Below are 23,320 nucleotides of genomic sequence, written 5' to 3' on the forward strand. Positions count from 1 at the left end.
TGTCGGTGTCCCGGCGGGGCAGCCCAGTCGCCCCGTCGCGTGGACGGAGTTTTGAGGACCGCATGTCGGACGCAGCTGATGCCGGGCTCCCGAGCCTGCCGCAGGACAATCCCTTCCGCGAGGCGCAGTGGAGCACCCCGCACGGCCTTCCGCCCTTCGAGCGGATCCGACCCGAGCACTACCGGCCGGCCTTCGAGGCGGCGCTCGCCGCCCACGATTCCGAAATCCGGGCCATCGCGAACCAGACCACGCCGGCCACCTTCGACAACACCGTGGCGGCGATGGAACGCGCCGGCCAGGCCCTCGAGCGCGTCGCCGGCGTGTTCTACAATCTGACCGGCAGCCACACGAACCCGGAATTGCAGGCCATCGAGCGGGAAATCGGGCCGAAGCTCGCCCGGCATGGCAGCGCCATCTACCTCAACCCCGAACTCTGGGCACGGATCTCGGCGATCGAGGCCGACGGACTGGGTCCGGAGGAGCGCCGGGTCCTCGACCGGTACCGGATCCGCTTTCGCCGCTCGGGTGCGGATCTCGGATCCGACGACAAGGCCCGCATCGCCGAGATCGCGGCACGCATGTCGGAACTCGGCACCCGCTTCAGCCAGAATCTCCTGGCCGACGAGAGCAGCTTCACGCTGCCGCTTCAGGGCGAGGAGGATCTGGCCGGCCTGCCTCCGTTCCTGCGGGCCGCCGCGGAGAGCGCCGCGAAGGAGCGCGGCCTCGACGGTCATGTCATCACCCTGTCGCGCTCTCTGATCGAGCCCTTCCTGGTCTTCTCGACCCGGCGCGACCTGCGCGAGCGCGCCTACGCGGCCTGGACGCGGCGCGGCGAGAACGGCGGCGAGACCGACAACCGCGCGATCATCGCCGAGATCATCCGTCTGCGCGCCGAGCGGGCGCGGCTGCTCGGATTCGAGAGCTTCGCCCATTTCGCCCTCGACGACACGATGGCGGCGAGCCCCGACGCGGCGACCGGGTTGCTGCGCGACGTCTGGACGCCGGCCCATGCGCGGGCGGCCGAGGAGCGGGACCGGCTCCAGGCGATGGTCCAGGCCGAGGGGCACAACTTCGCCCTCCAGGCGCACGATTGGCGGCACTATGCCGAGAAGGTGCGGCGCGCCGAGCACGACCTCGACGAGAGTGAGATCAAGGCGTACCTGCCCCTCGAGCGCATGATCCAGGCGGCGTTCGACACGGCCTCCCGGCTGTTCGGTCTGACCTTCACGGAACTGGCCGACGTCCCGCGCTACCATCCGGACGTCCGGGTCTGGCGGGTCGGCAACCCCGACGGGTCCGAGGTCGGCCTCTTCCTCGGGGATTACTTCGCCCGTGCGTCGAAGCGCTCCGGCGCCTGGATGAGCGCCTTCCGCTCGCAGGAGCGCCTGAACGGTCCGATCACGCCGATCATCGTCAACGTGATGAACTTCGCTAAGGCACCGGACGGCGAGAGCACGCTGCTGTCCTTCGACGATGCCCGCACCCTGTTCCACGAATTCGGCCACGCCCTGCACGGGCTGCTGTCGGACGTGACCTACCCGATCCTGTCCGGCACGGCGGTGTCGCGCGACTTCGTCGAACTGCCGTCGCAGCTCTACGAGCATTGGCTCGAGCAGCCGGAGGTCCTGCGCGCCCATGCGCGCCATCACCGGACCGGCGAGCCCATGCCGGACGCCCTGCTGAAGAAGCTGCTCGCCGCGCGGACCTTCAACCAGGGTTTCGCCACGGTCGAGTACACCGCCTCCGCGATCGTCGACATGACCCTGCACCTCTCGGCGGAGGGGGAGGGCGGGCTCGACGTCCCGGCCTTCGAGGCCGAGGCCCTGCGGCGCATCAGCATGCCGGCCGAGATCAGCATGCGGCACCGGACGCCGCATTTCGCCCACATCTTCTCGGGGGACGGTTACGCGGCCGGGTACTACAGCTATCTCTGGTCGGAAGTCCTCGACGCGGACGCGTTCGATGCGTTCCGTGAGGCGGGCGACATCTTCGATCCGGAGACGGCAAAGCGCCTGCGGACCTTCGTGTACGGCGCCGGCAACCTGCGCGATCCGCGTGAGGCCTACACGGCCTTCCGCGGGCGCCTGCCCAGCATCGCGCCGCTCCTGAAGAAGCGCGGCCTGGCAGCCTGAGCGGCGATCGTGCGGTAAGGGTTTCGTAAACAAACGTCCTTAACGAACGCTTGCAGCGTGAGGCCGCATGCGGAGTTCGGGGCGATGACGAAGATCGAGGCGAAGCAGGCCGTTTCTCAGGGCGTCTCGCCGGCCGAACTGCTCAAGGCGGCGGTCACCGGCAAGGCGGACGCCCTGCCGGCGGCGACCGAGGCCGCTTGGTCCCTCCCTTTGAAGGGCTTCGCGCGTCCGTTCCTGCCGCGCCTCGATCCGCAGCGGCTCGCGATTCCGGGCGCGGCCCTGGCCATCGGCGCTCTGCTGGGCGGGGGTGTGATGGCGCTCTCCCGCCCGGGCGCCGTACGGCCTGACGCGATCGCGGCCCTCGAAACGACGCTCGATGCCGGCCGGACCGAGACCGTGCGGCTCGCCACCGACATCGCGCAGCTCCACACCGTCCTGGCCGACCTGCGCGCCTCGACCGACGCCGCCCGGAAGGAGGCTGCCACCCGCACGAGCGCCCTCGGTGACCGGCTCGCGCAGGTCGACAAGAACCTCAACGCCAAGACCGGGGCCCTCGGTGAGCGCCTCGAACAGGTCGAGCGCGACCACAACGCCCGGCTTGCCGGCCTCGCCGCGCAGCTCGAGCGCCGGGCGGCTGCCGTTCCGGTTGCCGCCAAGGTCGAGCCGACCCAGACGGGAAGCATCGGCGAGGCCCCGCGCAGCGTCGAGGCGAAGCCCGAGGTCAAGGTGGCGGACGCCAAGGTGAGCGAGGCCAAGCCGAAACCGGCCGCCACCGACAAGCCGCCGGTCATCGACGGCTGGGCCCTGCGGGACGTCTACGAGGGGACGGCGATCCTCGAGAACCGCCGCCGCCGCCTGGTGGAGGTGGCGCCCGGCGACATCCTGCCGGGGGTCGGACGCGTGGAAGGCGTCGAGCGGCACGGGCGGGAATGGGTGGTGGTGACGCGCCAGGGGCTGGTCACGCCGCAGCCCTGGTAGGCGGGCGCGCGACGCGCTCCTCTCAGCGGCTCGTGAAGCCGGTCGGCGCCAGCTCGCCGGGCGCGATCGGGAATCGCGGCTCGATCGTCATCGGGTCAGCCAGCGCGGCGGCGCGCTCGGCACGCCTGCGCCCGTGCCTCAGCGCGCGGGTCTGCGCTGCGCGGGTCGGATGAAGGATCGCAGCGAGCAGCGCTTGCCCTTCGAACGCGCTGTCCAGGTTCTTGGATTCGAAGACGGGCATGGCCGGCCTGCTTGAGTGTGGTACCGGACACTGCCAAAGGCGTCGATCCGGACCACATCCCCAATAACGGGGATCGCGTGGACAGGTTCCGTCAAGCTTTCGCTCCGAAACCTCTTTTTTACCTTCGTCCAGGCGACACCCGAATGCAGTGCGGCCGCGCACACGGATTGCGGGTCAGACGAACTGGTTCAGCCCCGGGATCGAGCCGATGATCGGACCCATCGCGTCCTCGCCGACTTTCTCACGGCCGAAGGCGAACAGCTCCTGGCCGAGGGGCTGCATCTGACCCATCGGCACGCCGGCCGACATCAGCTTCTGGCCCAGCGCCATCACGCCGCCGCCGCCCATCATGCCGCCGAGCATGCCCATGAGGCCGCCACCGCCGCTCTCGCCGGCATTCGACTCGGCAATCAGAGCCTCGGAGCCCGGGAGCGCGGCCAGCAGCTGACCGACCTCGGCCTCCGGCCCTTCCTTCTGCAGGAAGGCGAGGATGTGCCCGATGGCGGTCTGAGCGGTCGCGGCGTCGAGCCCCGTGCGTGCGGTGACGCGGGCGAGCAGTTCTTCCATGGTGATGATCTCTTCGGAACGCTTCCAGACGTCCTTCGACTCTGGGGCGTCGGAAATCAAGCGTGCGGCTCGGCTTCCCAGGAAAACTCCCCGGCTTCGCGCAGGGGCTGCCGGAGGCCGCGCTGCGGTGCAGGCGCCGATGAGCCGGATGTGTGCGGATTCAGCACGAAGCGGAGGCGCGAACGGTCTTCGCGCGGTGTCGCGTTACAGCGGGCACGGTGCCGCAGCGCGCGACCTCGCCAAGGCCTGCCCCATCCGGTAGACCCCGTCAGTCTTGAACCGTTCCAGGCCGCGCGCGCGGGTGATCCAGGGAGTTGTCGAACCATGCGGGTCGGCCTGTTCGTGCCGTGCTACGTCGACGCCTTCGAGCCGGAGGTCGGGATCGCCACCCTCGAGCTGCTCGAGCGTCTGGGCTGCACGGTGGAGTATCCGTTCGATCAGACCTGCTGCGGCCAGCCCATGACCAACACCGGCTGTCACGCCGAGGCGGCCGCGACCGAGGCGCTGTTCGTCAAGAACTTTTCCGGCTTCGACTACGTCGTGGCGCCGTCAGGCTCCTGCGTTCATCAGGTGCGCGAGCATCTGACCGCGATACCCCAGACCGATGCGGTGCGCCACGTCCGCGCCAGCACCTACGAGCTGGTCGAGTTCCTGCACGACGTTCTGAAGGTCGAGGCGCTGCCCTGGGCAAATTTCCCCCACAAGGTCGCCTATCACACCAACTGCAATGCCCTGCGCGGCATCCATCATGCGCGGCCCACGGAGTTGGTGAAGCCCTATTACTCGAAGCCCCTCGACCTGCTGCGCCTCGTGAAAGGGGTTGAGCTCGTCGATCTCGCGCGGCCGGACGAGTGCTGCGGCTTCGGCGGCACCTTCTCGGTGTTCGAGCCCGCGGTCTCGGCCAAGATGGGCTACGACAAGGTCGCGGATCAGAACCGGGCGGGGGCCGAATACGTCGTCTCGGCGGATTCCTCCTGCCTGATGCACCAGAAGGGCTGCGCCGAGCGCCTGGGCCTGCCGCTCAAATACATCCACATCGCGCAGGTGCTGAACGGAGCCGCCGCATGAGCGTCGAGGACCTCAATCCCCGCGAGCGCGAAGGCGTCATCCATCCGGAAGTCCGCGCCCGCAGCGACGAGAGCGAGCGCTCCCAGGACGGCGGCCGCCTCCAGCACGCAGAGGCCGCCTCCAAGCCGATCCGGGCGCCGAAGGTCCGCGAGCCGCAGCCCCGCGGGGCGAAGACCCGGGGCGACCGCCCGATCAACCAGGCCGAGGCCGCCGAGCGCTTCCTCGCCGCGCCGCTTCACCAAGCGGCCCATGACGAGCGCCTGTGGGACCTGCGCAAGAAGCGCGACGCCTCCGCCCACGGGATACCCGAATGGGAGGAACTGCGGGAACTCGCCTCGCAGATCAAGACGCACACGCTCAGCCACCTCGACCGCTACCTCGAGCAGTTCGAGGCGGCCGCGAAGGCGAATGGCGTGCACGTTCACTGGGCTAAGGACGGCGCCGACCACAACCGCATCGTGCTGGAGATCCTGCGGAGCCACGGCGCCAAGACGCTGGTGAAGTCGAAGTCGATGCTCACCGAGGAATGCGGCTTCCGCCACCACATGGCGGCCAACGGCATCGAGGTCATCGAGACGGATCTAGGTGAGCGAATCCAGCAGCTCGACAACGAGGAGCCCAGCCACGTCGTCGCCCCCGCCGTCCACAAGACCCGGATGGACGTGGCCGAGGTCTTCGCCAAGACGCTCGGCACCGACCCCGACAACGACGACGCCCATTACCTCGCCGAGAGCCAGCGGGAGACGACGCGGCCCTACATCCTGAAGGCGGATGCCGGCATGACCGGGTGCAACTTCGCCATTGCGGAGACCGGCTCGGTCGTCACCTGCACCAACGAGGGCAATGCGGATCTCTCCGGCAACGTGCCGCCGCTGCAGATCCACTCCATCGGCATCGAGAAGATCATCCCGAAGGTCGAGCATCTCGGCGTCTTCATTCGCCTGCTGTCGCGCTCGGCGCTCGGCTCGCCGATCACCCAGTACACGTCGCATTTCCGCGCGCCCCGCAAGGGCACGGAAATGCACATGGTGCTGGTCGACAATGGCCGCTCGGAACGGCTCGGCATGGAGGAGTTCTGGACCTCCCTGAAATGCATCCGCTGCGGCGCCTGCATGAACACCTGCCCGGTCTACCGGCGCTCGGGCGGTCTCTCCTACGGAGCGACCTATTCCGGGCCGATCGGGCTGATCATCGATCCCACCTTCAACAAGCGGAAATACTCGACGCTGCCGTTCTCTTCGACGATGAACGGCTCGTGTACCAACGTCTGCCCAGTGAAGATCAACATCCACGAGCAGATCTTCGCGTGGCGCAAGGTACTGGTCGAGGAGCACCAGATCCCGGCGCTCAAGCAGGGCATGATGAAGGCCGCGGGCGCGGTCCTGTCGCGCCCGGCTGCCTACCGGGCCGCGATCGGTGCGGCGGATTCCGCCCTCAAGGTCCTGCCGCGCTTCGCGGTCTACAACCCGCTCAACACCTGGGGTAAGAAGCGCGAGATGCCGGAGGCGCCACGCCAGACCTTCCATGCCTGGTACAAGCAGAACCGCATGAAGGACACGGGTCGATGAGCGCCCGCGACGCGATCCTGACCGGCATCCGCCGGAACCGGCCGACCGGCGACTTCCCGCTGCCGGAGGTCCCGCTGTTCACGCCGCTCGTCGGCGACGACCTCGTGGCCGAGTTCGGCGAGCGGCTGAAGCGCATGGGCGGCCGCGTCGCGGAGCCCGGGACCGACGACGTCTTCGCCGGGGTGCGCGAGAGGCTCGACGCCGCAACGGTGATCGCCTCGGCGGTTCCCGAACTGACCGGCAACCGTGACCTGCGGAGCGTGCGCTATCCGCAGGAGGTCGAGGATGTGGACGTGGCTCTGGTCCGCGCAGTCTTCGGCATCGCCGAGACGGGCTCGGTTCTGTTCACGGAAGGTCAGCTGATCGTCAACGCGGTCGCCTATCTGGCGCAGCACCTCGTCGTGCTGCTCGACCCGGCCGATATCGTGCCGAACGTCCAGGCGGCCTATCGCCGGCCGGAATTCGGCCGCTCGGCCTACGCGGTGCTGCACACCGGGCCGTCGGCCACCGCCGACATCGAGGGCGTCCTGATCCACGGCGCGCAGGGGGTGCGCTCGCTGACGGTGCTTATGCTGCCGCGAAGCGCCTGATCCGGAACCGGCGATCAGGCGCGCCCCTTGCTTGGATGGCGGATGGGCCGTTATCCGGCGAGGAGATCCGATGCGCTACACTCTCGGTTGCAGCCTGTCCTACAACATCCTGTCGGACACCACCTTCATTTTCAATCTGGAGGTGGCGAAGCTGAAGAGCGTCGAGATCCTGAGCGAAAGCCTGGTCCTCACGCCGGATCTGAAGCGCGACCGCTACACCACCCCCGATCTCCAGAACCGCTATCTCGCGGTCAATGTGCCGACGGGTCAGTTCGCGCTGGAATACAATGCCGAGGTCGACCTGACGGTGCACAGGGCCGACCCGGAGACCATCAACGAGACGCCGATCGGGCAATTGCCCCTCGACATCCTGCCCTTCCTGCTGCCGAGCCGGTTCGTATCCTCCGACCGGCTGACGCCGTTCGCGCTGGCCGAGTTCGGCGCGCTCCCCAAGGGCTATGCCCGCGTGAACCAGATCTGCAACTGGATCCACGACCACATTGCCTACCAGCCCGGCACCAGCGACGGCGAGACCACCGCCGACGAGTCGCTGCTGAAGCGCGCCGGCGTGTGCCGCGACTTCGCGCATATCGGCGCGGCCTTCTGCCGGGCGCTCGGCATTCCGGCCCGGTTCGTGAGCTGCTACGCCCACGGCCTCGTCCCGAGCGACTTCCACGCGGTGTTCGAAGCCTATCTCGACGGACGCTGGTGGCTGTTCGACGCCACCCGGCAGGCTGATCTCGACGGGTTGGTCCGGATCGGCGTCGGCCGCGACGCCGCCGAGATCGCCTTCTCGACGCCCTTCGGCAACATGCAGCCGGTAAATCAGCAGGTGCGGATCCAGCGCGCGGATGGGCAGGGCAGCCCGATGCCGCGCACCGTGGACGCGATCTCGACCGAGATCCCGGCGCCGCATGCCGGAGCAGCGTGAACGCCCCCGCCCTGGATCGCACCATCCGCTGATCCTGTGATCCCCGCAGACGCTCGATGGGCTCGCAATCGTCGGGTTGGCCTCTGGTAAGGCCCGCATAGCCCGGTCCCCCGAAGAGCCGAGAGCCGACGATGTGGGACGTTTCGTTTCCGCGATACGTTCGGCGCCCCATGACGGGCAACTGTTCCGATGCGCCGGAGGCGAGGCCGGACCCGAACGGCCAGGCTGCGCGTCCCGGGCACGGCGGGGTGATGCGGTGGCGATGCATCCCTGCGGAAGGGAGATCGTGGGATTCTCCCGATCCGGACCGCGAGATTGCAGTCCGCGTGGCGCCCGACCCGCGCGGCGGCAGGGGCACGCGCCTGGACTGTTTCAACACGGCCTCTTCGTCAAAACCGGACGCCCTTCGCTGCGTCTCCGCGCGACGACGCGTTCAGAGATTATGAAGCAGAGCCGTGATCCGGCGCGGTCTCGTACGCCACGCGCAGGGTCGTTCCCCGATCCTGACGAATTATTTTCGGCGCGGCCTCTGCCTTGTGGAAGTGATGGCCACATGTCCTCGAGACCGGATCGCGGCCGGGGGCCGATTTTCGCCGCACAGATCGTTCCCTGGACTGAAGACAAGTTGCGTCCGGGCGAAACAGCCGGCGGCACGGACGCGAATGTCCTTTACCTTATCGCCGGGGCCGAAATCGCCATAAGCGTGGCTGTGGCGGGGTCGCAACACCGTAAAACGATCCCTGCTCCGCCCCGAGACCTGCCCGTAAACGCCGCGATCCCGCCATAGTCCGGGCCCACCTCAAGATCCGCGGTAAACGGCAATTTCGACAACGATTTACCGTTCGGAAACGAGGTCTTCCCGAGCACGCGGACGGATTGCCCGGCGCTTCGCGAATGGCGACGCGCCGCGGTTCGACGCACTCTCGGGATCGGCTGTGCGTAGGCTTGGTCTGAAGTCATGGTGACGCGTTTGAGCGACAAGTCGAAGCTGCCGAGCCGCCACGTCACGGAGGGGCCCGACCGCGCCCCGCACCGCTCCTATCTCTATGCCATGGGCCTCACCCGTGAGCAGATCCATCAGCCGCTGGTGGGTGTCGCCTCCTGCTGGAACGAAGCGGCGCCCTGCAACATCTCGCTGATGCGCCAGGCGCAGGCGGTGAAGAAGGGTGTCGCCGCCGCCAGCGGGACCCCGCGCGAGTTCTGCACCATCACGGTCACCGACGGCATCGCCATGGGCCATGGCGGCATGCGCGCGTCGCTGCCCTCGCGCGAGGTCATCGCCGATTCGGTCGAGCTGACCATGCGCGGCCATGCCTATGATGCCCTGGTGGGCCTCGCCGGCTGCGACAAGTCGCTGCCCGGGATGATGATGGCGATGGTGCGCCTCAATGTGCCGTCGATCTTCATCTATGGCGGCTCGATCCTGCCGGGCTCGTTCCGCGGCAAGCCGGTGACCGTCCAGGACCTGTTCGAGGCTGTCGGCAAGGTCGCGGTCGGCGACATGAGCCTCGAGGATCTCGATGAGCTGGAGCAGGTCGCCTGCCCGTCGGCCGGCGCCTGCGGCGCGCAGTTCACCGCCAACACCATGGCGACCGTCTCCGAGGCCATCGGCCTCGCGCTGCCCTATTCGGCCGGCGCCCCGGCGCCCTACGAGATCCGCGACAAGTTCTGCGCCACTGCCGGCGAGAAGGTCATGGAGTTGCTGGGCAAGCAGATCCGCCCGCGCGACATCGTCACCCGCAAGGCGCTGGAGAATGCCGCCACCGTGGTAGCCGCGTCCGGCGGCTCGACCAATGCGGCGCTGCATCTGCCGGCGATCGCGCATGAATGCGGCATCGAGTTCACGCTGTTCGACGTCGCCGAGATCTTCCGGCGGACACCCTACATCGCCGACCTGAAGCCGGGCGGGCGCTACGTCGCCAAGGACATGTTCGAGGTCGGCGGCATCCCGCTGCTGATGAAGACGCTCCTCGACCACGGCTTCATGCACGGCGACTGCATGACGGTGACCGGCCGGACCATCGCGGAGAACATGGACCGGGTGACCTGGAACCCGGACCAGGACGTGGTCTACCCGGCCAACAAGCCGATCACCCCCACGGGCGGCGTCGTCGGCCTCAAGGGCAATCTCGCCCCCGAGGGCGCGATCGTGAAGGTCGCGGGCATGCCCGCGGACAAGCAGGTCTTCACCGGCCCGGCCCGCGTGTTCGACGGCGAGGAGGCCTGCTTCGAGGCCGTGCAGTCGCGCACCTACAAGGAAGGCGAAGTTCTGGTCATCCGCTACGAGGGCCCGCGCGGCGGCCCCGGGATGCGCGAGATGCTGTCCACCACCGCTGCCCTCTACGGCCAGGGCATGGGCGACAAGGTCGCGCTCATCACCGACGGGCGCTTCTCCGGCGCGACCCGCGGCTTCTGCGTCGGGCATGTCGGGCCCGAGGCGGCCGTGGGCGGCCCGATCGGGCTGCTCCGCGACGGCGACGTCATCACCCTCGACGCGATCCAGGGCACGCTCAGCGTCGCCCTGTCGGACGCGGAATTGGCCGAGCGGCGGAAGGCCTGGACGGCGCGGCCGAACACCGCGACGTCGGGCTATCTCTGGAAATACGCGCAGGGCGTCGGACCGGCCCTTTACGGCGCCGTCACCCATCCGGGAGGTGCCAAGGAGACGCAGAGCTATGCGGACGTCTAGGACTGACCTCAGCCGGCGCGGGACGCCGGCCGGGGCCGATCCCGGTCGGTTCCGGTCGGCAGGCCGGATCGCCGTCGCGGCCTGGGCGCTCGTTCTGCTCGCGCTGCCGGCCGACACGTCGCGCGCGCTCGACGCGAATGTCCGCACGCCCGTCCAGGTGCCGGTGGCCGACAAGAGCTACCGCTCGGCCAAGGACGCGCTCCGGGCCGGCATGCGGGAGTACAATGCCGGCGACAAGCAGGGCGCCGCCCGCGCCCTCGAATATGCGGCCGGCCAGGGCCACGCCTTGGCTCTGTGGAAGCTCGGCCGGATGTACGCCGACGGCGACGGCGTGCCCCACGACGACCTGAAGGCGTTCGAGTTCTTCTCCCGGATCGCCGATGCCAGCACCGATGACGGGCCCGATCCGCAGAACTCGGCGGTTCTGGGCAGCGCCTTCACGGCCCTGGGCACCTACTTCCTGGAGGGGATCAAGGGCACCTACGTGCGCCCCAATCCCGAGCGCGCCTACGACATGTTCAACTATGCGGCGTCCTATTACGGCGACCCCAACGCGCAGTACAATCTCGCCCGGCTCTACCTCGACGGCACCGGCGTCGAGGCCGATCCGCGGCAGGCCGCGCGCTGGTTCAATCTCGCCGCGGAGAAGGGCCACCATCCGGCCCAGGCGCTGCTCGGCGACATGCTGGTCAACGGCCTCGGCGGCATCCCGATCCAGCGCGTGAGGGGCCTGATGTGGCTCTCCCTCGCGCGGGAAGGGGCCGAAAGCCGCAAGGACGACTGGATCGTGGCGCTCTACGAGAAGAACTGGGCTGCCGCGAGCGAGGACGACCGCGCCGAGGCGCAGACCCAGCTCCAGACGGTGGGCTCGATCCGCAAGCGGCGCTGAGCTCAGCTCTTCGCCGCGGCGATCGCCGCGGCGAAGGATGGCCGTTCCAGCGTCGCCGTCACCCAATCGGCGAGCTTCGGCCAACGCGCGGCGTCGACCGTGACCTTGGCGAGCCGGAGATTGTGGAACGGCGCCGCCACGGCGATGTCGGCGATGCTGAATTGACAGGCGACGAGATAGGGCCCGTCGATCTGCGTCTCCAGATAGTCGAACAGAGGCGGCAGCTTCGTGTCGACGGTCCGCTGCGCCAGCGCCTCGTCGCCCTCCACCTTGAACAGGCGGGGCTTGAGGAACCGCTCGACGAACGGCACCAGCCCCTGCCGGGTCAGTTCGCACTCCCCGAACTTGTCGAACCAGCGGGCGCGGGCGGCGTCCTGGGCATCCTCCGGCACCAGTGCAGGCTCCGGATGCCGCCGCTCCAGATAGTCGAGGATCGCGCTCGAATCGGCGAGGCGATAGCCGGCCTCCTCCATCGCGGGGATCTTCCCCATCGGGCTCGCGGCCTGGAAGCCCGGATCCGCCGCGTGAAACCCGACGGGCCGGTGCTCGAAGGCGATATCCTTCTCGTAGAGCGCGACGAGGACCTTCCGCACGTACGGCGAGATGCTGCTCCCATAGATGACCATGGTCTCTCCCCCCTGAGGGCGGCTCTACCCGGCCGCCAGTTCCGCCGTCACAGGCACATGGTCCGACGGCTTGTCGAGTCCGCGCAGATGCTTCTGCACCGAGGCCGAGACCAGACGGTCGCTGGCGTGCGGCGAGAGCAGGAGGTGATCGATGCGGATTCCGGCGTTCCGCTGCCAGGACCCGGCCTGATAATCCCAGAAGGTGTAGAGCCCGTCGCGGGGGTCGCAGGCACGCAGCGCGTCGGTGTAGCCCTCGGCGAGGATGGCCCGGAACGCGGCCCGGCTTGTCCCGAGGAACAGGGCGTCGGAGCGCCACGCCTCCGGATCGGCCACGTCGGCGGCCTCCGGGATGACGTTGTAGTCGCCCGCCAGCACCACCGCGATCTCGTCCTGGAGGAGGGCGCGGGCATGGAGCCGAAGCCGCTCCATGAAGGCGAGCTTGTACGGGTATTTCGGGCTGTCCACCGGGTTGCCGTTCGGCAGGTAGATCGATGCCACGCGCACCGGGTGCGTCTCCGGGCCGGAGATCAGGGCCTCGATGTAGCGGGCCTGCTCGTCCGCCGCGTCGCCCGGAAGCCCGCGCCGGATCTCGCTCATGGCGAGCGGGGCCCGGACCAGCAGGGCGACGCCATTATAGGCTTTCTGGCCCAGCGTCTCGACCGCATAGCCGGCCGCCTCGATGTCGGCCCGCGGGAAGGCCTCGTCCTGGCATTTGAGTTCCTGAAGGCAGACCACATCGGGTCGCGCGTCCTCCAGGAAGCCGAGGAGGTGCGGGAGCCGCTGCTTGATCGAATTGACGTTCCAGGTCGTGATCCGCATCGCCTCGCTTCCGGTCGCCGCCGGGCCGTCATCCCCGCTTCGCGCCGTGCTGACAAGGGCATCCCGGCGCAAGGACGAGCATCTAGGGTCGGTGGATGGACTGGTTTGAGCCGGTGAGATCCTATTGCGAGCGGGGCGGTCCGCAATTCTGGGCCGAGCCGGCGAATGCGTTGTCCAACGCAGCCTTCCTGGTGGCCGCCGCGGCAGCCGCGCGACGCGCTTCCGTCTCCGAGCCCCCGGATCGGGCCTGCCTGAGCTTGTCGGCCCTGATCGCGGTGGTGGGCGTCGGCTCGTTCCTGTTCCACACCCTGGCGGTCTACTGGTCGATGCTGGCAGACGTGATTCCGATCGCCCTGTTCATCTACGCGTATCTCGCGCTGGCTTTGCACCGGTTCCTGCGGCTCGCTCCGGTCCGGGTCGCGGCGGCGGTCGGGGGCTTCGCGCTCTTCGGCCTCGCCCTGACACCCCTCCTCGACGGGCTCACCGGCTTCGATATCGCGCGGCTGAGCAACGGCTCGATCGACTATCTCCCGGCCGTCATCGCGCTGTTTGGCGTCGCATGGGCGGCGACGCGCCGGCCGGAGGAGCGCTTCGTCGGGACCGGGCGGCGGCTCCTCGGCATCGGTGTGCTCTTCCTGATCTCGCTCGCGGCCCGGACGGTCGATCAAGCGGCCTGCGCGCTTCTGCCGGCCGGCACGCACCCGCTCTGGCACGTGCTCAACGCGGCCGTCCTCTACGGTCTGGTGGCGACTGCGATCCGGCACCGCGAAACAGCCGGATGAGCCGTCCCGCGATCCTGGGCGGTTTCCTTGCGGGCCAAGCCGAATTCTTGCAGAAGTGCGCCGCATCGGGCGCCCGGACCATCGCGGCCGCCTGGGCACGGAAGGGGTCATGACAGTGAGCTTTCGCCTCGGGATCGCGGGACTCGGAACCGTCGGTGCATCCGTGGTCCGGATGGTCGAGCGTCGCCGCGCCGCGTTCACCGCGGGCGGCCTTGACCTGCGCGTCACCGCTGTCTCGTCGCGCGACCGCGGGCGCGACCGCGGCCTCGACCTTGCCGGCATCGAATGGTTCGACGATCCGGTGGCGCTGGCGCGGTCCGGATCCGTGGATTGCGTGGTCGAGTTGATCGGCGGCGCCGAGGGGCCGGCGAAGGCGGTGGTCGAGGCGGCGCTCGAGGCCGGCAAGCCGGTCGTGACCGCCAACAAGGCGCTTCTTGCCCGCCACGGTGCCGCCCTGGCCGCGCGTGCCGAGGCGAAGGGCGTCGCACTCGCCTTCGAGGCGGCGGTGGCCGGCGGGATCCCGGTGATCAAGACCCTGCGCGAGGGCCTACCGGGCAACACCGTTTCCCGCGTCTACGGAATCCTCAACGGCACCTGCAACTACATCCTCAGCCGCATGGAGCGCGAGGGCCTGACCTTCGAGGCCTGCCTCAAGGATGCGCAGGCCCTGGGCTACGCCGAGGCCGATCCGACCTTCGACGTCGAGGGCTTCGACACCGCCCACAAGCTCGCGATCCTGACCAGCCTCGCCTTCGGCACGGCCGTCGACGCCGAGGGCGTGTCGGTTGAGGGCATCTCGCGGGTGCAGCCCCTCGATCTGCGCATGGCGGACGAACTCGGTTACCGGATCAAGCTGCTCGGCGTCGCCCAGGCGGCCGAGGCCGGGATCGAGCAGCGGGTACACCCGACGATGGTGCCGAAATCCTCGGCGATCGCCCAGGTCATGGGCGTGACCAACGCCGTGACGATCGATGCGGACGCGGTGGGCGAGCTGACGCTGATCGGGCCCGGGGCCGGTGGCGAGGCCACGGCTTCCGCGGTGGTGGCCGACATCGCCGACGTGGCGCGCGGCGTGATCCGCCCGACCTTCGGCATCCCGGCCAGCGCGATGCGCGCCAGCGAGCGCGTGGAGATGCAGCGCCACGAGGGCGGCTATTACATCCGCCTCACCGTCCATGATCGCCCCGGCGTCGCGGCGGGCGTGGCCCAGCGGATGGCCGAACGCGCGATTTCCCTCGAGAGCATCCTGCAACGTCGGACGGAGGGGGCCGAGACCGACCCGCGCGGCCGCTCAGGCCGTCCCGTGCCGCTGGTGCTGATCACCTACGCGGCCACCGAGGGCAATATTCGGGACGCCCTCGACGCGATCGGCGCCGACGGCTTGCTGGCGGAGCCGCCGCAGGTCATCCGGATCGAACGCGAATAGCAGTGCATGTTCCGCAGCGCGCCACGTCGCCTTGATGCAGGATAGTGGGCGTTGGTGAACGGGGGTATAGGCTGGACGGCCGTCACCCGACGGCGTCCAGCTGGGATCCGACCTCAAGATCGGGCCCGGACAAAGGCAGGAAACCATGGCTGAGGCCCCCAAGCCGGCATCGCGCGGCGTCCCGCGCACGCTCGCCCTCGAACTGGCCCGTGTGACGGAGCGCGCCGCCATCGCCGCCGCGCGATTGCGCGGTCAGGGCGACGAGAAGGCCGCCGACCAAGCGGCGGTCGACGCGATGCGCGACGAGCTCAACGGCCTGCCCATTCGCGGCACGGTGGTGATCGGGGAAGGGGAGCGCGATCAGGCGCCGATGCTGTTCATCGGCGAACAGCTCGGTCTCGGCGAGGGACCGGAGGTCGATATCGCGGTGGATCCGCTGGAGGGAACGACCCTCTGCGCCAAGGACATGCCCGGGGCGATTGCCGTCATGGCGATGGCGGAGCGCGGTTCGCTCCTCGCCGCGCCCGACGTCTACATGCAGAAGATCGCCATCGGGCCCGGCTACCCGCCCGGTCTGGTCGATCTCGATGCCAGCCCGACCGACAACATCGTGGCGCTGGCCCGCGCCAAGGGGGTCGAGCCGAAGCAGATCACCGCGTTGATCCTCGACCGGCCGCGCCACGCGGCCCTCGTGGCCGAGGTGCGGGCGGCCGGCGCGGCGGTGCGCCTGATCTCGGATGGCGACATCGCCGGAATCATCTTCACCGCGAGCCCCGAGGAGACCGGCATCGACCTGTATCTCGGGACCGGCGCGGCGCCCGAGGGCGTGCTGGCGGCCGCAGCGATGCGCTGCATCGGGGGCCAGATGCAGGGACGCCTGATCCTCGACACCCCGGACCGGCGGCGCCGGGCCGCCGAGATGGGCATCGAGAATCTGGACCGGAAATACGATCTGACCGACCTCGCGAGCGGCGACGTTATCGTGGCCGCCACCGGGATCACGGACGGGGCGCTCCTGCGCGGCGTCCGCTTCCGGCCGGACCGGATCCAAACCGAGACGCTGGTCTACCGCTCCGAGGCCGGCACGGTCCGGCGCATCCTCGGCGAGCACCGCCGCGGGCTGACCTGAGGCGGCAATCCAGCCGCCGGTCCCGGACCGGCGGCGTTGCCGCCACCGATCCAGCGTGGATTCAGTTCAGCACCACCACCTTGCTGCCGACATTGACGCGGCTGAACAGGTCGATCGCGTCCTGATTGATCATCCGGATGCAGCCCGACGACACGCTCTTGCCGATGGAGAAGGGCTCCAGCGTCCCGTGGATGCGGAACAGCGTGTCCTTGTTGCCCTGCCAGAGGTACATGGCGCGGGCGCCGAGGGGGTTGCGCAGGCCGCCGGCGACGCCGAGGCCGCTCTGCAGCTTGTCGACTTCGCTGGCGAGCTTCGGGCTGCGGGCGATCATCTCCTTCGGCGGGTACCAATCCGGCCAGGCCTGCTTGGAATTGACCGTCGCGGTGCCCGACCACGAGAAGCCCTGCTTGCCGACGCCGACGCCATAGCGGCGGGCCCGACCGTTCGACTCGACCAGGGTCAGCTGGTGGGCCCGCGGATCGACGATGATCGTCCCCGGCTCGTAGGGGCCGTGATAGGCGATCTCCTGGCGGAGGAACGCGGGGTTCATCTTCTTGTAATTGAACGCCTGGACCGGAAACACGTCGTCCGTGATGGGCCCGTAGATCTTCGCGTAGTCGATCGGCTCGTTGTCGGGCGTGCGCAGCACGGCCTTGGCCTTGGCAGCCTCCAGGGGCGACAGGCCTTCGGCCGGAGGGGTGCCGCCCGGTCGACCCGGAACCGTCGGGTCCGTCTCCAGATTGGCCGCCGGCGCCGGAGGCGCGACCGGTGCCTGCGCGGCCGGGGCGGAGGGCGCAGGGCGGACGAAGTCGGTGCGGCCGGTATAGGGCAGGTAGCGGCCGCCGCGACGCACGTAGAGCGCGCCGTTCTGATCCTGGTAGAGCTGCCCGTCATCGCCGAACCCGTCGATGCCGGCTTCGCCGACCGGGCCGCGGCCCTGGGCGTGAGCGGTTGAGGTGAGGGCGAGGACGGTGAAGCCAGCCAGGAATAGGCGGCGGATCGGGGCGGCGGACATGGTTCGAAATTCCTCGGGAGGCGACGCCAGGGCTGGCCGCGGCGCGCGAGCGGGCCTGCACGAAGGTGCGGCGCAGCTCAGTCCGGGACTTAGCAAAAGTCGCGCTTAAGCGCCAAGTTGCCGAACGACATCGGAGGCAACTTACAGGGTCTTGCGGGTTCTTTCTCCGGGCCTGTGTGTCCCGCATGCAGCAATCGTCTCGGTCGCGCCGCTCACCGATCCGTGAGGGCGCCGACCCGCCGCCCGTTTACTCGGCAGCCCTGCCTCGATGAGGGGCAACGACTCGGCCGTGCCCTGATCGGCCCCGCGCTTCCTGCGCGCCATGCATAGCGCGCGTCGAGCCGCGACCGCTCTGGCACACTTGCTGCATTGCCCGATCAGCCGCGCTTGCTGCGGCGGCGGAGCAACGGCGCTCCAACAGCGGACGGTGTGAGTCCGGATCTCCGGCATGAGCGACCGCGTGGCGGTTCGCCCACTTACGACGAGCACCAGCTATGGCCAGCTTCAAAACGGTGATGAAGTCGGGTCACCCCCCGACGCTGTTCGCGGCATTCCTCTACTTCGATTTCTGCTTCGCCATCTGGGTGCTGAACGGCGCCATGGGTCCGTTCATCACCGAGACCTTCAAGCTCACGCCGGCCCAGACCGGCTTCATGATCTCGCTGCCGATCCTCGCCGGAGCGCTGATGCGCTTCCCGCTCGGCGTTCTGGCCCAGTATATCGGCCGCAAGAACGCCGCGATCACCGAGATGAGCGTGATCATGCTGGCGATGGCCTACGGCTATCTCTTTGTGTCCTCCTACAACGACGTGCTGGCCATGGGCGTCCTGCTCGGCATCGCGGGTGCGTCCTTCGGCGTCGCGCTGTCGCTCGGCTCGGGCTGGTTTCCGCCGGAGCACAAGGGGCTGGCGATGGGCATCGCGGGGGCCGGCAATTCCGGGACCGTGCTGGCGGTGCTCTTCGCCCCGCCGCTCGCGCAGGCCTATGGGTGGCAGACCACCTACGCCTTCGCGGGCGTCGTCATGCTGTTGCCCCTCGCGATCATGATCGTGCTCGCCAAGGAGCCGCCGGATTGCGAGCACCAGTCGTTCAAGGAGCACGTCTCCTGCCTGTTCACGAAGGACGGCTGGGCGTTCTCGCTGATCTACGTCATCACCTTCGGCGGCTTCATCGGCCTGTCGAACTTCCTGCCCACCTTCTTCTACGAGCAGTTCGCGGTGACGAAGGTCGAGGCCGGGCGCCTGACCATGCTGGCGGCCTTCATGGGCTCGGGCATCCGGATCGTCGGCGGCTATTTCGCCGACCGGATGGGCGGAATCGCGGTCCTGTCGGTGGTGCTGCTCGCCGCCATCGCGACGTTGCTGTCGCTGACGGCAACCCCGTCGCTGGCGCTGACGACGCTCCTCTTCATGCTGTGCTTCGCGGCGCTCGGCGCGGGCAACGGCGCGCTGTTCCAGCTCGTGCCGCTGCGCTGGCCCAGCAACACCGCCGTGGCCGGCTCGATGATCGGCGAGATCGGGGCGCTGGGCGGCGCCATCCTGCCGAACGTCATGGGCCTGTCCAAGCAGTATACCGGCTCGTTCTCGCTGGGCTTCGTCGGCTACGCCGCCTTCACGGCGGTGGTGCTCGGCTGCCTCGCCCTCTGGCAGCGCAGATGGGTCGGGAGCTGGGTCGGACCGCGCGGCAAGGCGCTCGGCACCGCGCCCGAGGCCACCGCCGAGGCCCAGCTGCGTCCGGCAACGGTCTGACGGTCTCGCATCGCCTCCCGGCCGGGATGGAGTTAGAACGGGAACCCGCGCGGTTCCCGTTTTTAGTTGCAGCGATCGGGATGAATTCGCGCGCCGGGTGCGGGTCGGCGGTTGCCTTCTGTCTCGTGACGCGTTTGAATAATGCATTACGAGAGAGCGCCCGGCCGCGAGGCCGAGGTGCCCGGCGACCGCGAGCGGCGGCGCCCTTGAGGGAGGAATGGGCGATGGCGAAGCGTATCAGCGCCACGAACGGCGTGCTCGGCCTGCTCTGCGTGATGTATTTCATCACCTATCTGGACCGGGTGAACATCGCCACGGCCGGCGCAGAGATCATGCGCGATTTCGGCATGTCGAAGACCGACTTCGGTCTGATCCTGTCGGCCTTCGCGTATCCATACGCGATCTTCCAGGTGATCGGCGGGTCTGTCGGCGACAAGTTCGGCGCGCGGCGCACGCTCCTCGCCTGCGGTTTCATCTGGGCCGCGGCGACGATCCTGACCGGCATGGTCGGCGGCTTGGTGAGCCTGTTCCTGGCCCGGGTCCTGCTCGGCTTCGGCGAGGGCGCGACCTTCCCGACCGCGACGCGCGCCATGCAGAACTGGACGGCGCCCGGGCGCCGCGGCTTCGCGCAGGGCATCACCCACGCCTTCGCGCGCCTCGGCAACGCGGTGGCGCCGCCGATCGTCGCCTTCCTGATCTACCATTTCGGCTGGCGCAGCAGCTTCGTGATCCTGGGGGCGGTGAGCTTCGTCTGGGTCGTGATCTGGTGGCTGTATTTCCGCGACGACCCGTCCGAGCACCCGACGATCACCCAGGCGGAACTCGACACGCTGCCGCCGCCCCGCAAGGTCGGCGCGAAGCAGAGCGTGCCGTGGGGCGCCCTGACCCGCCGGATGCTGCCGGTCACGATCACGTATTTCTGCTACGGCTGGACGCTGTGGCTGTTCCTCGGATGGCTGCCGAGCTTCTTCAAGGAGAACTACAGCCTGGATCTGAAGAACTCGGCGCTCTTCGCCTCGGGCGTGTTCTTCGCCGGCGTCGTCGGCGACACGGTCGGCGGCCTGCTCAGCGACTCCATCCTGCATCGGACCGGCAACGTGAAGCTCGCCCGCCTGTCGGTGATCGTGGTCGGGTTCCTCGGCGCCGCCGCGAGCCTCGCCGGCGTGTTCATGACGCGGGACCTGACGCTGGTGGCGCTGCTCCTGTCCTCCGGCTTCTTCTTCGCCGAGCTGGTGATCGGCCCGATCTGGTCCGTGCCGATGGACATCGCGCCGAAATATGCCGGCACCGCCAGCGGCCTGATGAATACCGGATCGGCCGTGGCGGCGATCGTGTCACCGATCGTCTTCGGCGTCATCGTCGACCTGACCGGAAGCTGGACGCTGCCCTTCGTCGGCTCGGTCGGCCTGTGCCTGCTCGGCGCAGGGCTGGCCTTCACGATGCATCCCGAGCGGGAATTCGTGGATCCCGCCATACCGCCGGTCGGCCCCGTCGCCACCGTGGCGGCCGGGGAGTAGCGCCCGATGGCGGATGCGATGAAGCGGTCCGGTCCCCTCGCGGGGATGCGGGTGATCGAGCTGGCGCACATCATGGCCGGGCCGGTCTGCGGGCTGATGCTCGCCGACATGGGCGCGGAGGTGATCAAGGTCGAGAAGATGGAGGGCGACGACACCCGTCGCACCGTCCCGCCCGCCCTGGAGGGCGAGAGCGCCGCCTACATGATGATGAACCGGGGCAAGCGCGGCATCAGCCTCGACCTGAAGGACCCGGACGGCGTCGCGGTCCTGCGCCGCCTGCTCAAGGGGGCGGACGCGCTGATCGAGAATTACCGCGGCGGTACGATGGAGCGCCTCGGGATCGGCTACGACACGTTGCGGGAGGAGTTTCCCGAACTCGTCTACTGCTCGCTGTCCGGCTTCGGCCGCACCGGGCCCTATGCCGACCGGGCCGGATTCGACCTCGTCGCGCAGGGCATGAGCGGGCTCATGTCGGTCACCGGCGAAGGTCCGGGGCGGCCGCCGATGAAGTGCGGGCCTCCGGTCACCGACATCACCGCCGGCATCCTGGCCGCCATGGGCGTTCTGGCGGCCTATTCGAACCGGCTCCGGACGGGGCGGGGCCAGGCCGTCGACACGTCGCTGTTCGAGGCGGGCATCACCCATACCTACTGGCAATCGGCCATCGCCATGGCGACCGGGGTCGCGCCGGGGCCGATGGGCTCGGCCCATCCGCTGAACGCACCCTACGAGGCGTTCGAGACCGCCGACGGCTGGATCACCATCGGCGCGGCCAACCAGACCAACTGGCTGCGCCTGCTGAAGGCGATCGGAGCCGACAGTCTCGCCGATGACCCGCGCTTCGCCATGAATCGCGACCGGATGGCCAACCGGCACGAACTCGCCGCGACCCTTGCACCGGTCTTCCGGGCGCACAGCTCGGCCGAATGGCTCGCGCGGCTCGAAGCCGGCGGCGTCCCGGCCGGACCGGTCCTCGACGTCAACGCCATGCACCGGGACCCGCAGACGCTCGCCCGCGAGATGGTGGTCGAGGTCGATCACCCGCGGGTCGGCCGCATGAAGACCCTCGGCCTGCCGGTGAAGTTCTCAAAGACGCCTGGGCGCGTCCACGGGCCGGCCCCGTTGCTCGGCGAGCATTCACGGGCGATCCTGGCGGAGGCCGGGTATGCGCCGGCCGAAATCGACGCGCTGATCGCGCGCGGCGTGGTCCGCGAGACCGCGGCCTGAGCCGGCACACGGAGAATCCGCGCATGAGCGCCACGCCCGCCACCGACGAGTTGCTGTTCACGACCGATGAGGCGGGTATCGCCCGCATCGTCCTCAATCGCCCGCAGGCCCGCAATGCGCTGACCTTCGCGATGTATCAGGGCCTGATCACCTGCTGCGAGGCGATCGCCGAGAACCCGGCCGTGAAGGCACTGATCATCACCGGTGCCGGCGAAAAGGCGTTCGCGGCCGGCACCGACATCGCGCAGTTCCGCAGCTTCAGCACCGCCGAGGATGCGCTGGGCTACGAGCGCTTCATGGACAAGGTTCTTGGCTCCCTGGAGCGGCTGCGGGTTCCGACCATCGCGGCGATTGCGGGGGCCTGCACGGGTGGCGGCGCGGCCATTGCGGCCGCCTGCGATCTGCGCGTCGCCACGCGCGACGCCCGTTTCGGCTTCCCGATCGCCCGCACCCTCGGCAATTGCCTGAGTCAGGGCAATCTCAAGCGGCTCTCCGGTCTGATCGGTCCGGCGCGGGTGAAGGATATCATCTTCACCGCGCGCCTCGTCGGCGCCGAGGAGGCGCTCGCCATCGGGCTCGTCGGCGAGGTGGTGGACGATCGCGATGCGCTCACCGAGCGGGTGGATGGCCTCGCGCAGCTGCTGGCCAATCACGCGCCGTTGACTATGCAGGCGACCAAGGAGGGGCTGCGGCGCCTCGCCGAGGAGGAGGCGGCCACTGACGGCGCGCCGCAACCCGGCGATGACCTGATCCTCATGTGCTACATGAGCCAGGACTTCCGCGAGGGCATGGAGGCCTTCCTCGGCAAGCGTCCGCCCAACTGGGTGGGACGCTGAGGGCGGCGCTCAGTCCGCCACCGCGCAGACATCGACCCAGGCGGCGCCCGTCAGCTCGGCCATGCGCGCCGGCGCGATGCGCACGGAGCTGTGGGTGCTGCCCGCCGCCGGCACGACCTCGTCGAACGCCCGGAGCGAGACGTCGCAATAGACGGGCAGCGGCGTCGGCAGGCCGAAGGGGCAGACCCCGCCGACCGGATGGCCGGTGCGTGCCTCGACATCGGCGAGATCGAGCATCCGCACCTTGCCGCCGAAGGCAGCCTTGGCCTTCCTGTTGTCGAGCCGCGCGTCGCCGCGGGTTACGACGAGGGCGACCTGCTCGCCGACGCGGATCGAGAGGGTCTTGGCGATCTGCGCCGGGGCAACGCCGTGACCCGCGGCCGCCTCCGCGACAGTCGCGGTGCTGGTCTCCAGCACGATGACGGCGATATCGGGCGCCTTCTCGGCGAAGAAGGCGCGCACGGAGGCGAGGCTCATGGTTCGTTCCGAAACTCAGATCAGGGCCGTGCAGGGTGGCGCGCTGCCATAGGCGTCTCCGGACG

21 protein-coding genes are annotated in these 23,320 nt (G+C 69.1%); 15 read left to right on the plus strand and 6 right to left on the minus strand.

The window, feature by feature from the left end:
• Nucleotides 1-62 precede the first annotated feature (62 nt).
• On the plus strand, nt 63-2,132 hold the full coding sequence (locus tag BLT59_RS18410; RefSeq protein WP_091783426.1) for a M3 family metallopeptidase: 2,070 nt from the start codon (nt 63-65) through the stop codon (nt 2,130-2,132).
• A gap of 84 nt (nt 2,133-2,216) precedes the next feature.
• Nucleotides 2,217-3,110 carry a hypothetical protein gene (locus tag BLT59_RS18415; RefSeq protein WP_091783429.1) on the plus strand — a complete coding sequence of 298 codons (894 nt, stop codon included), beginning with the start codon at nt 2,217-2,219 and terminating at the stop codon, nt 3,108-3,110.
• A 22-nt stretch (nt 3,111-3,132) separates the two neighbouring features.
• On the opposite strand, the gene BLT59_RS18420 is transcribed toward BLT59_RS18415, so the two are convergent.
• Entirely contained in the window at nt 3,133-3,351 is a 219-nt protein-coding gene (locus tag BLT59_RS18420; RefSeq protein WP_091783435.1) for a hypothetical protein, read from the minus strand.
• Nucleotides 3,352-3,525: 174 nt separating this feature from the next.
• Nucleotides 3,526-3,918, minus strand: coding sequence for a DUF2267 domain-containing protein (locus tag BLT59_RS18425; RefSeq protein WP_091783692.1), 393 nt, complete (start codon nt 3,916-3,918; stop codon nt 3,526-3,528).
• A gap of 324 nt (nt 3,919-4,242) precedes the next feature.
• Here BLT59_RS18425 and BLT59_RS18430 point away from each other — a divergent pair, with 324 nt between their 5' ends.
• The 6 genes from BLT59_RS18430 (at nt 4,243) to BLT59_RS18455 (ending at nt 11,653) form a co-directional block, all read left to right on the plus strand.
• Nucleotides 4,243-4,986, plus strand: coding sequence for a (Fe-S)-binding protein (locus tag BLT59_RS18430; RefSeq protein WP_091783439.1), 744 nt, complete (start codon nt 4,243-4,245; stop codon nt 4,984-4,986).
• A complete protein-coding gene (locus tag BLT59_RS18435; protein WP_091783444.1) occupies nt 4,983-6,554 on the plus strand; it encodes a lactate utilization protein B in 1,572 nt (523 codons plus the stop codon). The genes BLT59_RS18430 and BLT59_RS18435 overlap by 4 nt, the downstream gene beginning before the upstream one ends.
• Nucleotides 6,551-7,144, plus strand: a complete 594-nt coding sequence (locus tag BLT59_RS18440; protein WP_091783446.1) for a LutC/YkgG family protein — start codon at nt 6,551-6,553, stop codon at nt 7,142-7,144. Before BLT59_RS18435 ends, BLT59_RS18440 begins: the two co-directional genes overlap by 4 nt.
• Nucleotides 7,145-7,214: 70 nt before the next feature.
• A complete protein-coding gene (locus tag BLT59_RS18445; RefSeq protein WP_091783449.1) occupies nt 7,215-8,075 on the plus strand; it encodes a transglutaminase-like domain-containing protein in 861 nt (286 codons plus the stop codon).
• A 958-nt stretch (nt 8,076-9,033) separates the two neighbouring features.
• Nucleotides 9,034-10,764, plus strand: a complete 1,731-nt coding sequence (gene ilvD / locus BLT59_RS18450) for a dihydroxy-acid dehydratase (RefSeq protein WP_091783452.1) — start codon at nt 9,034-9,036, stop codon at nt 10,762-10,764.
• Entirely contained in the window at nt 10,751-11,653 is a 903-nt protein-coding gene (locus tag BLT59_RS18455; protein ID WP_091783455.1) for a tetratricopeptide repeat protein, read from the plus strand. The genes ilvD and BLT59_RS18455 overlap by 14 nt, the downstream gene beginning before the upstream one ends.
• A gap of 2 nt (nt 11,654-11,655) precedes the next feature.
• Here the strand turns inward: BLT59_RS18455 and BLT59_RS18460 are convergent, their stop codons facing one another.
• Both BLT59_RS18460 and xth read right to left on the minus strand, forming a co-directional pair.
• Nucleotides 11,656-12,279 (minus strand): glutathione S-transferase family protein, encoded by a 624-nt coding sequence (locus BLT59_RS18460; protein ID WP_091783459.1) that lies wholly within the window; start codon nt 12,277-12,279, stop codon nt 11,656-11,658.
• Between the two features lie 24 nt (nt 12,280-12,303).
• On the minus strand, nt 12,304-13,098 hold the full coding sequence (gene xth, locus BLT59_RS18465; RefSeq protein WP_091783463.1) for an exodeoxyribonuclease III: 795 nt from the start codon (nt 13,096-13,098) through the stop codon (nt 12,304-12,306).
• A 95-nt stretch (nt 13,099-13,193) separates the two neighbouring features.
• On the opposite strand from xth, the gene BLT59_RS18470 reads away from it, so the two are divergent.
• From BLT59_RS18470 to glpX, 3 genes are all read left to right on the plus strand, one after another.
• Complete coding sequence (locus BLT59_RS18470; RefSeq protein WP_091783466.1) at nt 13,194-13,880, plus strand: ceramidase domain-containing protein; 687 nt, start codon at nt 13,194-13,196, stop codon at nt 13,878-13,880.
• Between the two features lie 109 nt (nt 13,881-13,989).
• A complete protein-coding gene (locus tag BLT59_RS18475) occupies nt 13,990-15,306 on the plus strand; it encodes a homoserine dehydrogenase (RefSeq protein ID WP_091783469.1) in 1,317 nt (438 codons plus the stop codon).
• A 145-nt stretch (nt 15,307-15,451) separates the two neighbouring features.
• Nucleotides 15,452-16,435, plus strand: a complete 984-nt coding sequence (glpX, locus tag BLT59_RS18480) for a class II fructose-bisphosphatase (RefSeq protein ID WP_091783472.1) — start codon at nt 15,452-15,454, stop codon at nt 16,433-16,435.
• A gap of 61 nt (nt 16,436-16,496) precedes the next feature.
• Here the strand turns inward: glpX and BLT59_RS18485 are convergent, their stop codons facing one another.
• On the minus strand, nt 16,497-17,450 hold the full coding sequence (locus BLT59_RS18485; protein WP_175544057.1) for a L,D-transpeptidase: 954 nt from the start codon (nt 17,448-17,450) through the stop codon (nt 16,497-16,499).
• A gap of 494 nt (nt 17,451-17,944) precedes the next feature.
• On the opposite strand from BLT59_RS18485, the gene BLT59_RS18490 reads away from it, so the two are divergent.
• The 4 genes from BLT59_RS18490 (at nt 17,945) to BLT59_RS18505 (ending at nt 22,778) form a co-directional block, all read left to right on the plus strand.
• On the plus strand, nt 17,945-19,198 hold the full coding sequence (locus tag BLT59_RS18490) for a nitrate/nitrite transporter (protein ID WP_091783475.1): 1,254 nt from the start codon (nt 17,945-17,947) through the stop codon (nt 19,196-19,198).
• A 224-nt stretch (nt 19,199-19,422) separates the two neighbouring features.
• Nucleotides 19,423-20,715, plus strand: a complete 1,293-nt coding sequence (locus BLT59_RS18495; RefSeq protein ID WP_091783478.1) for an MFS transporter — start codon at nt 19,423-19,425, stop codon at nt 20,713-20,715.
• A gap of 6 nt (nt 20,716-20,721) precedes the next feature.
• The gene (locus tag BLT59_RS18500) at nt 20,722-21,942 is read left to right on the plus strand and encodes a CaiB/BaiF CoA transferase family protein (protein ID WP_091783481.1); all 1,221 of its coding nucleotides are present in this window, start codon (nt 20,722-20,724) and stop codon (nt 21,940-21,942) included.
• A 23-nt stretch (nt 21,943-21,965) separates the two neighbouring features.
• Nucleotides 21,966-22,778, plus strand: a complete 813-nt coding sequence (locus tag BLT59_RS18505) for an enoyl-CoA hydratase/isomerase family protein (RefSeq protein WP_091783484.1) — start codon at nt 21,966-21,968, stop codon at nt 22,776-22,778.
• 9 nt (nt 22,779-22,787) lie between these two features.
• Here BLT59_RS18505 and BLT59_RS18510 read toward each other — a convergent pair whose 3' ends face one another.
• Nucleotides 22,788-23,255, minus strand: coding sequence for a YbaK/EbsC family protein (locus tag BLT59_RS18510; RefSeq protein ID WP_091783487.1), 468 nt, complete (start codon nt 23,253-23,255; stop codon nt 22,788-22,790).
• Nucleotides 23,256-23,320: the final 65 nt, after the last annotated feature.

The organism is Methylobacterium sp. UNC378MF (assembly GCF_900103195.1).
Lineage (GTDB): Bacteria > Pseudomonadota > Alphaproteobacteria > Rhizobiales > Beijerinckiaceae > Methylobacterium.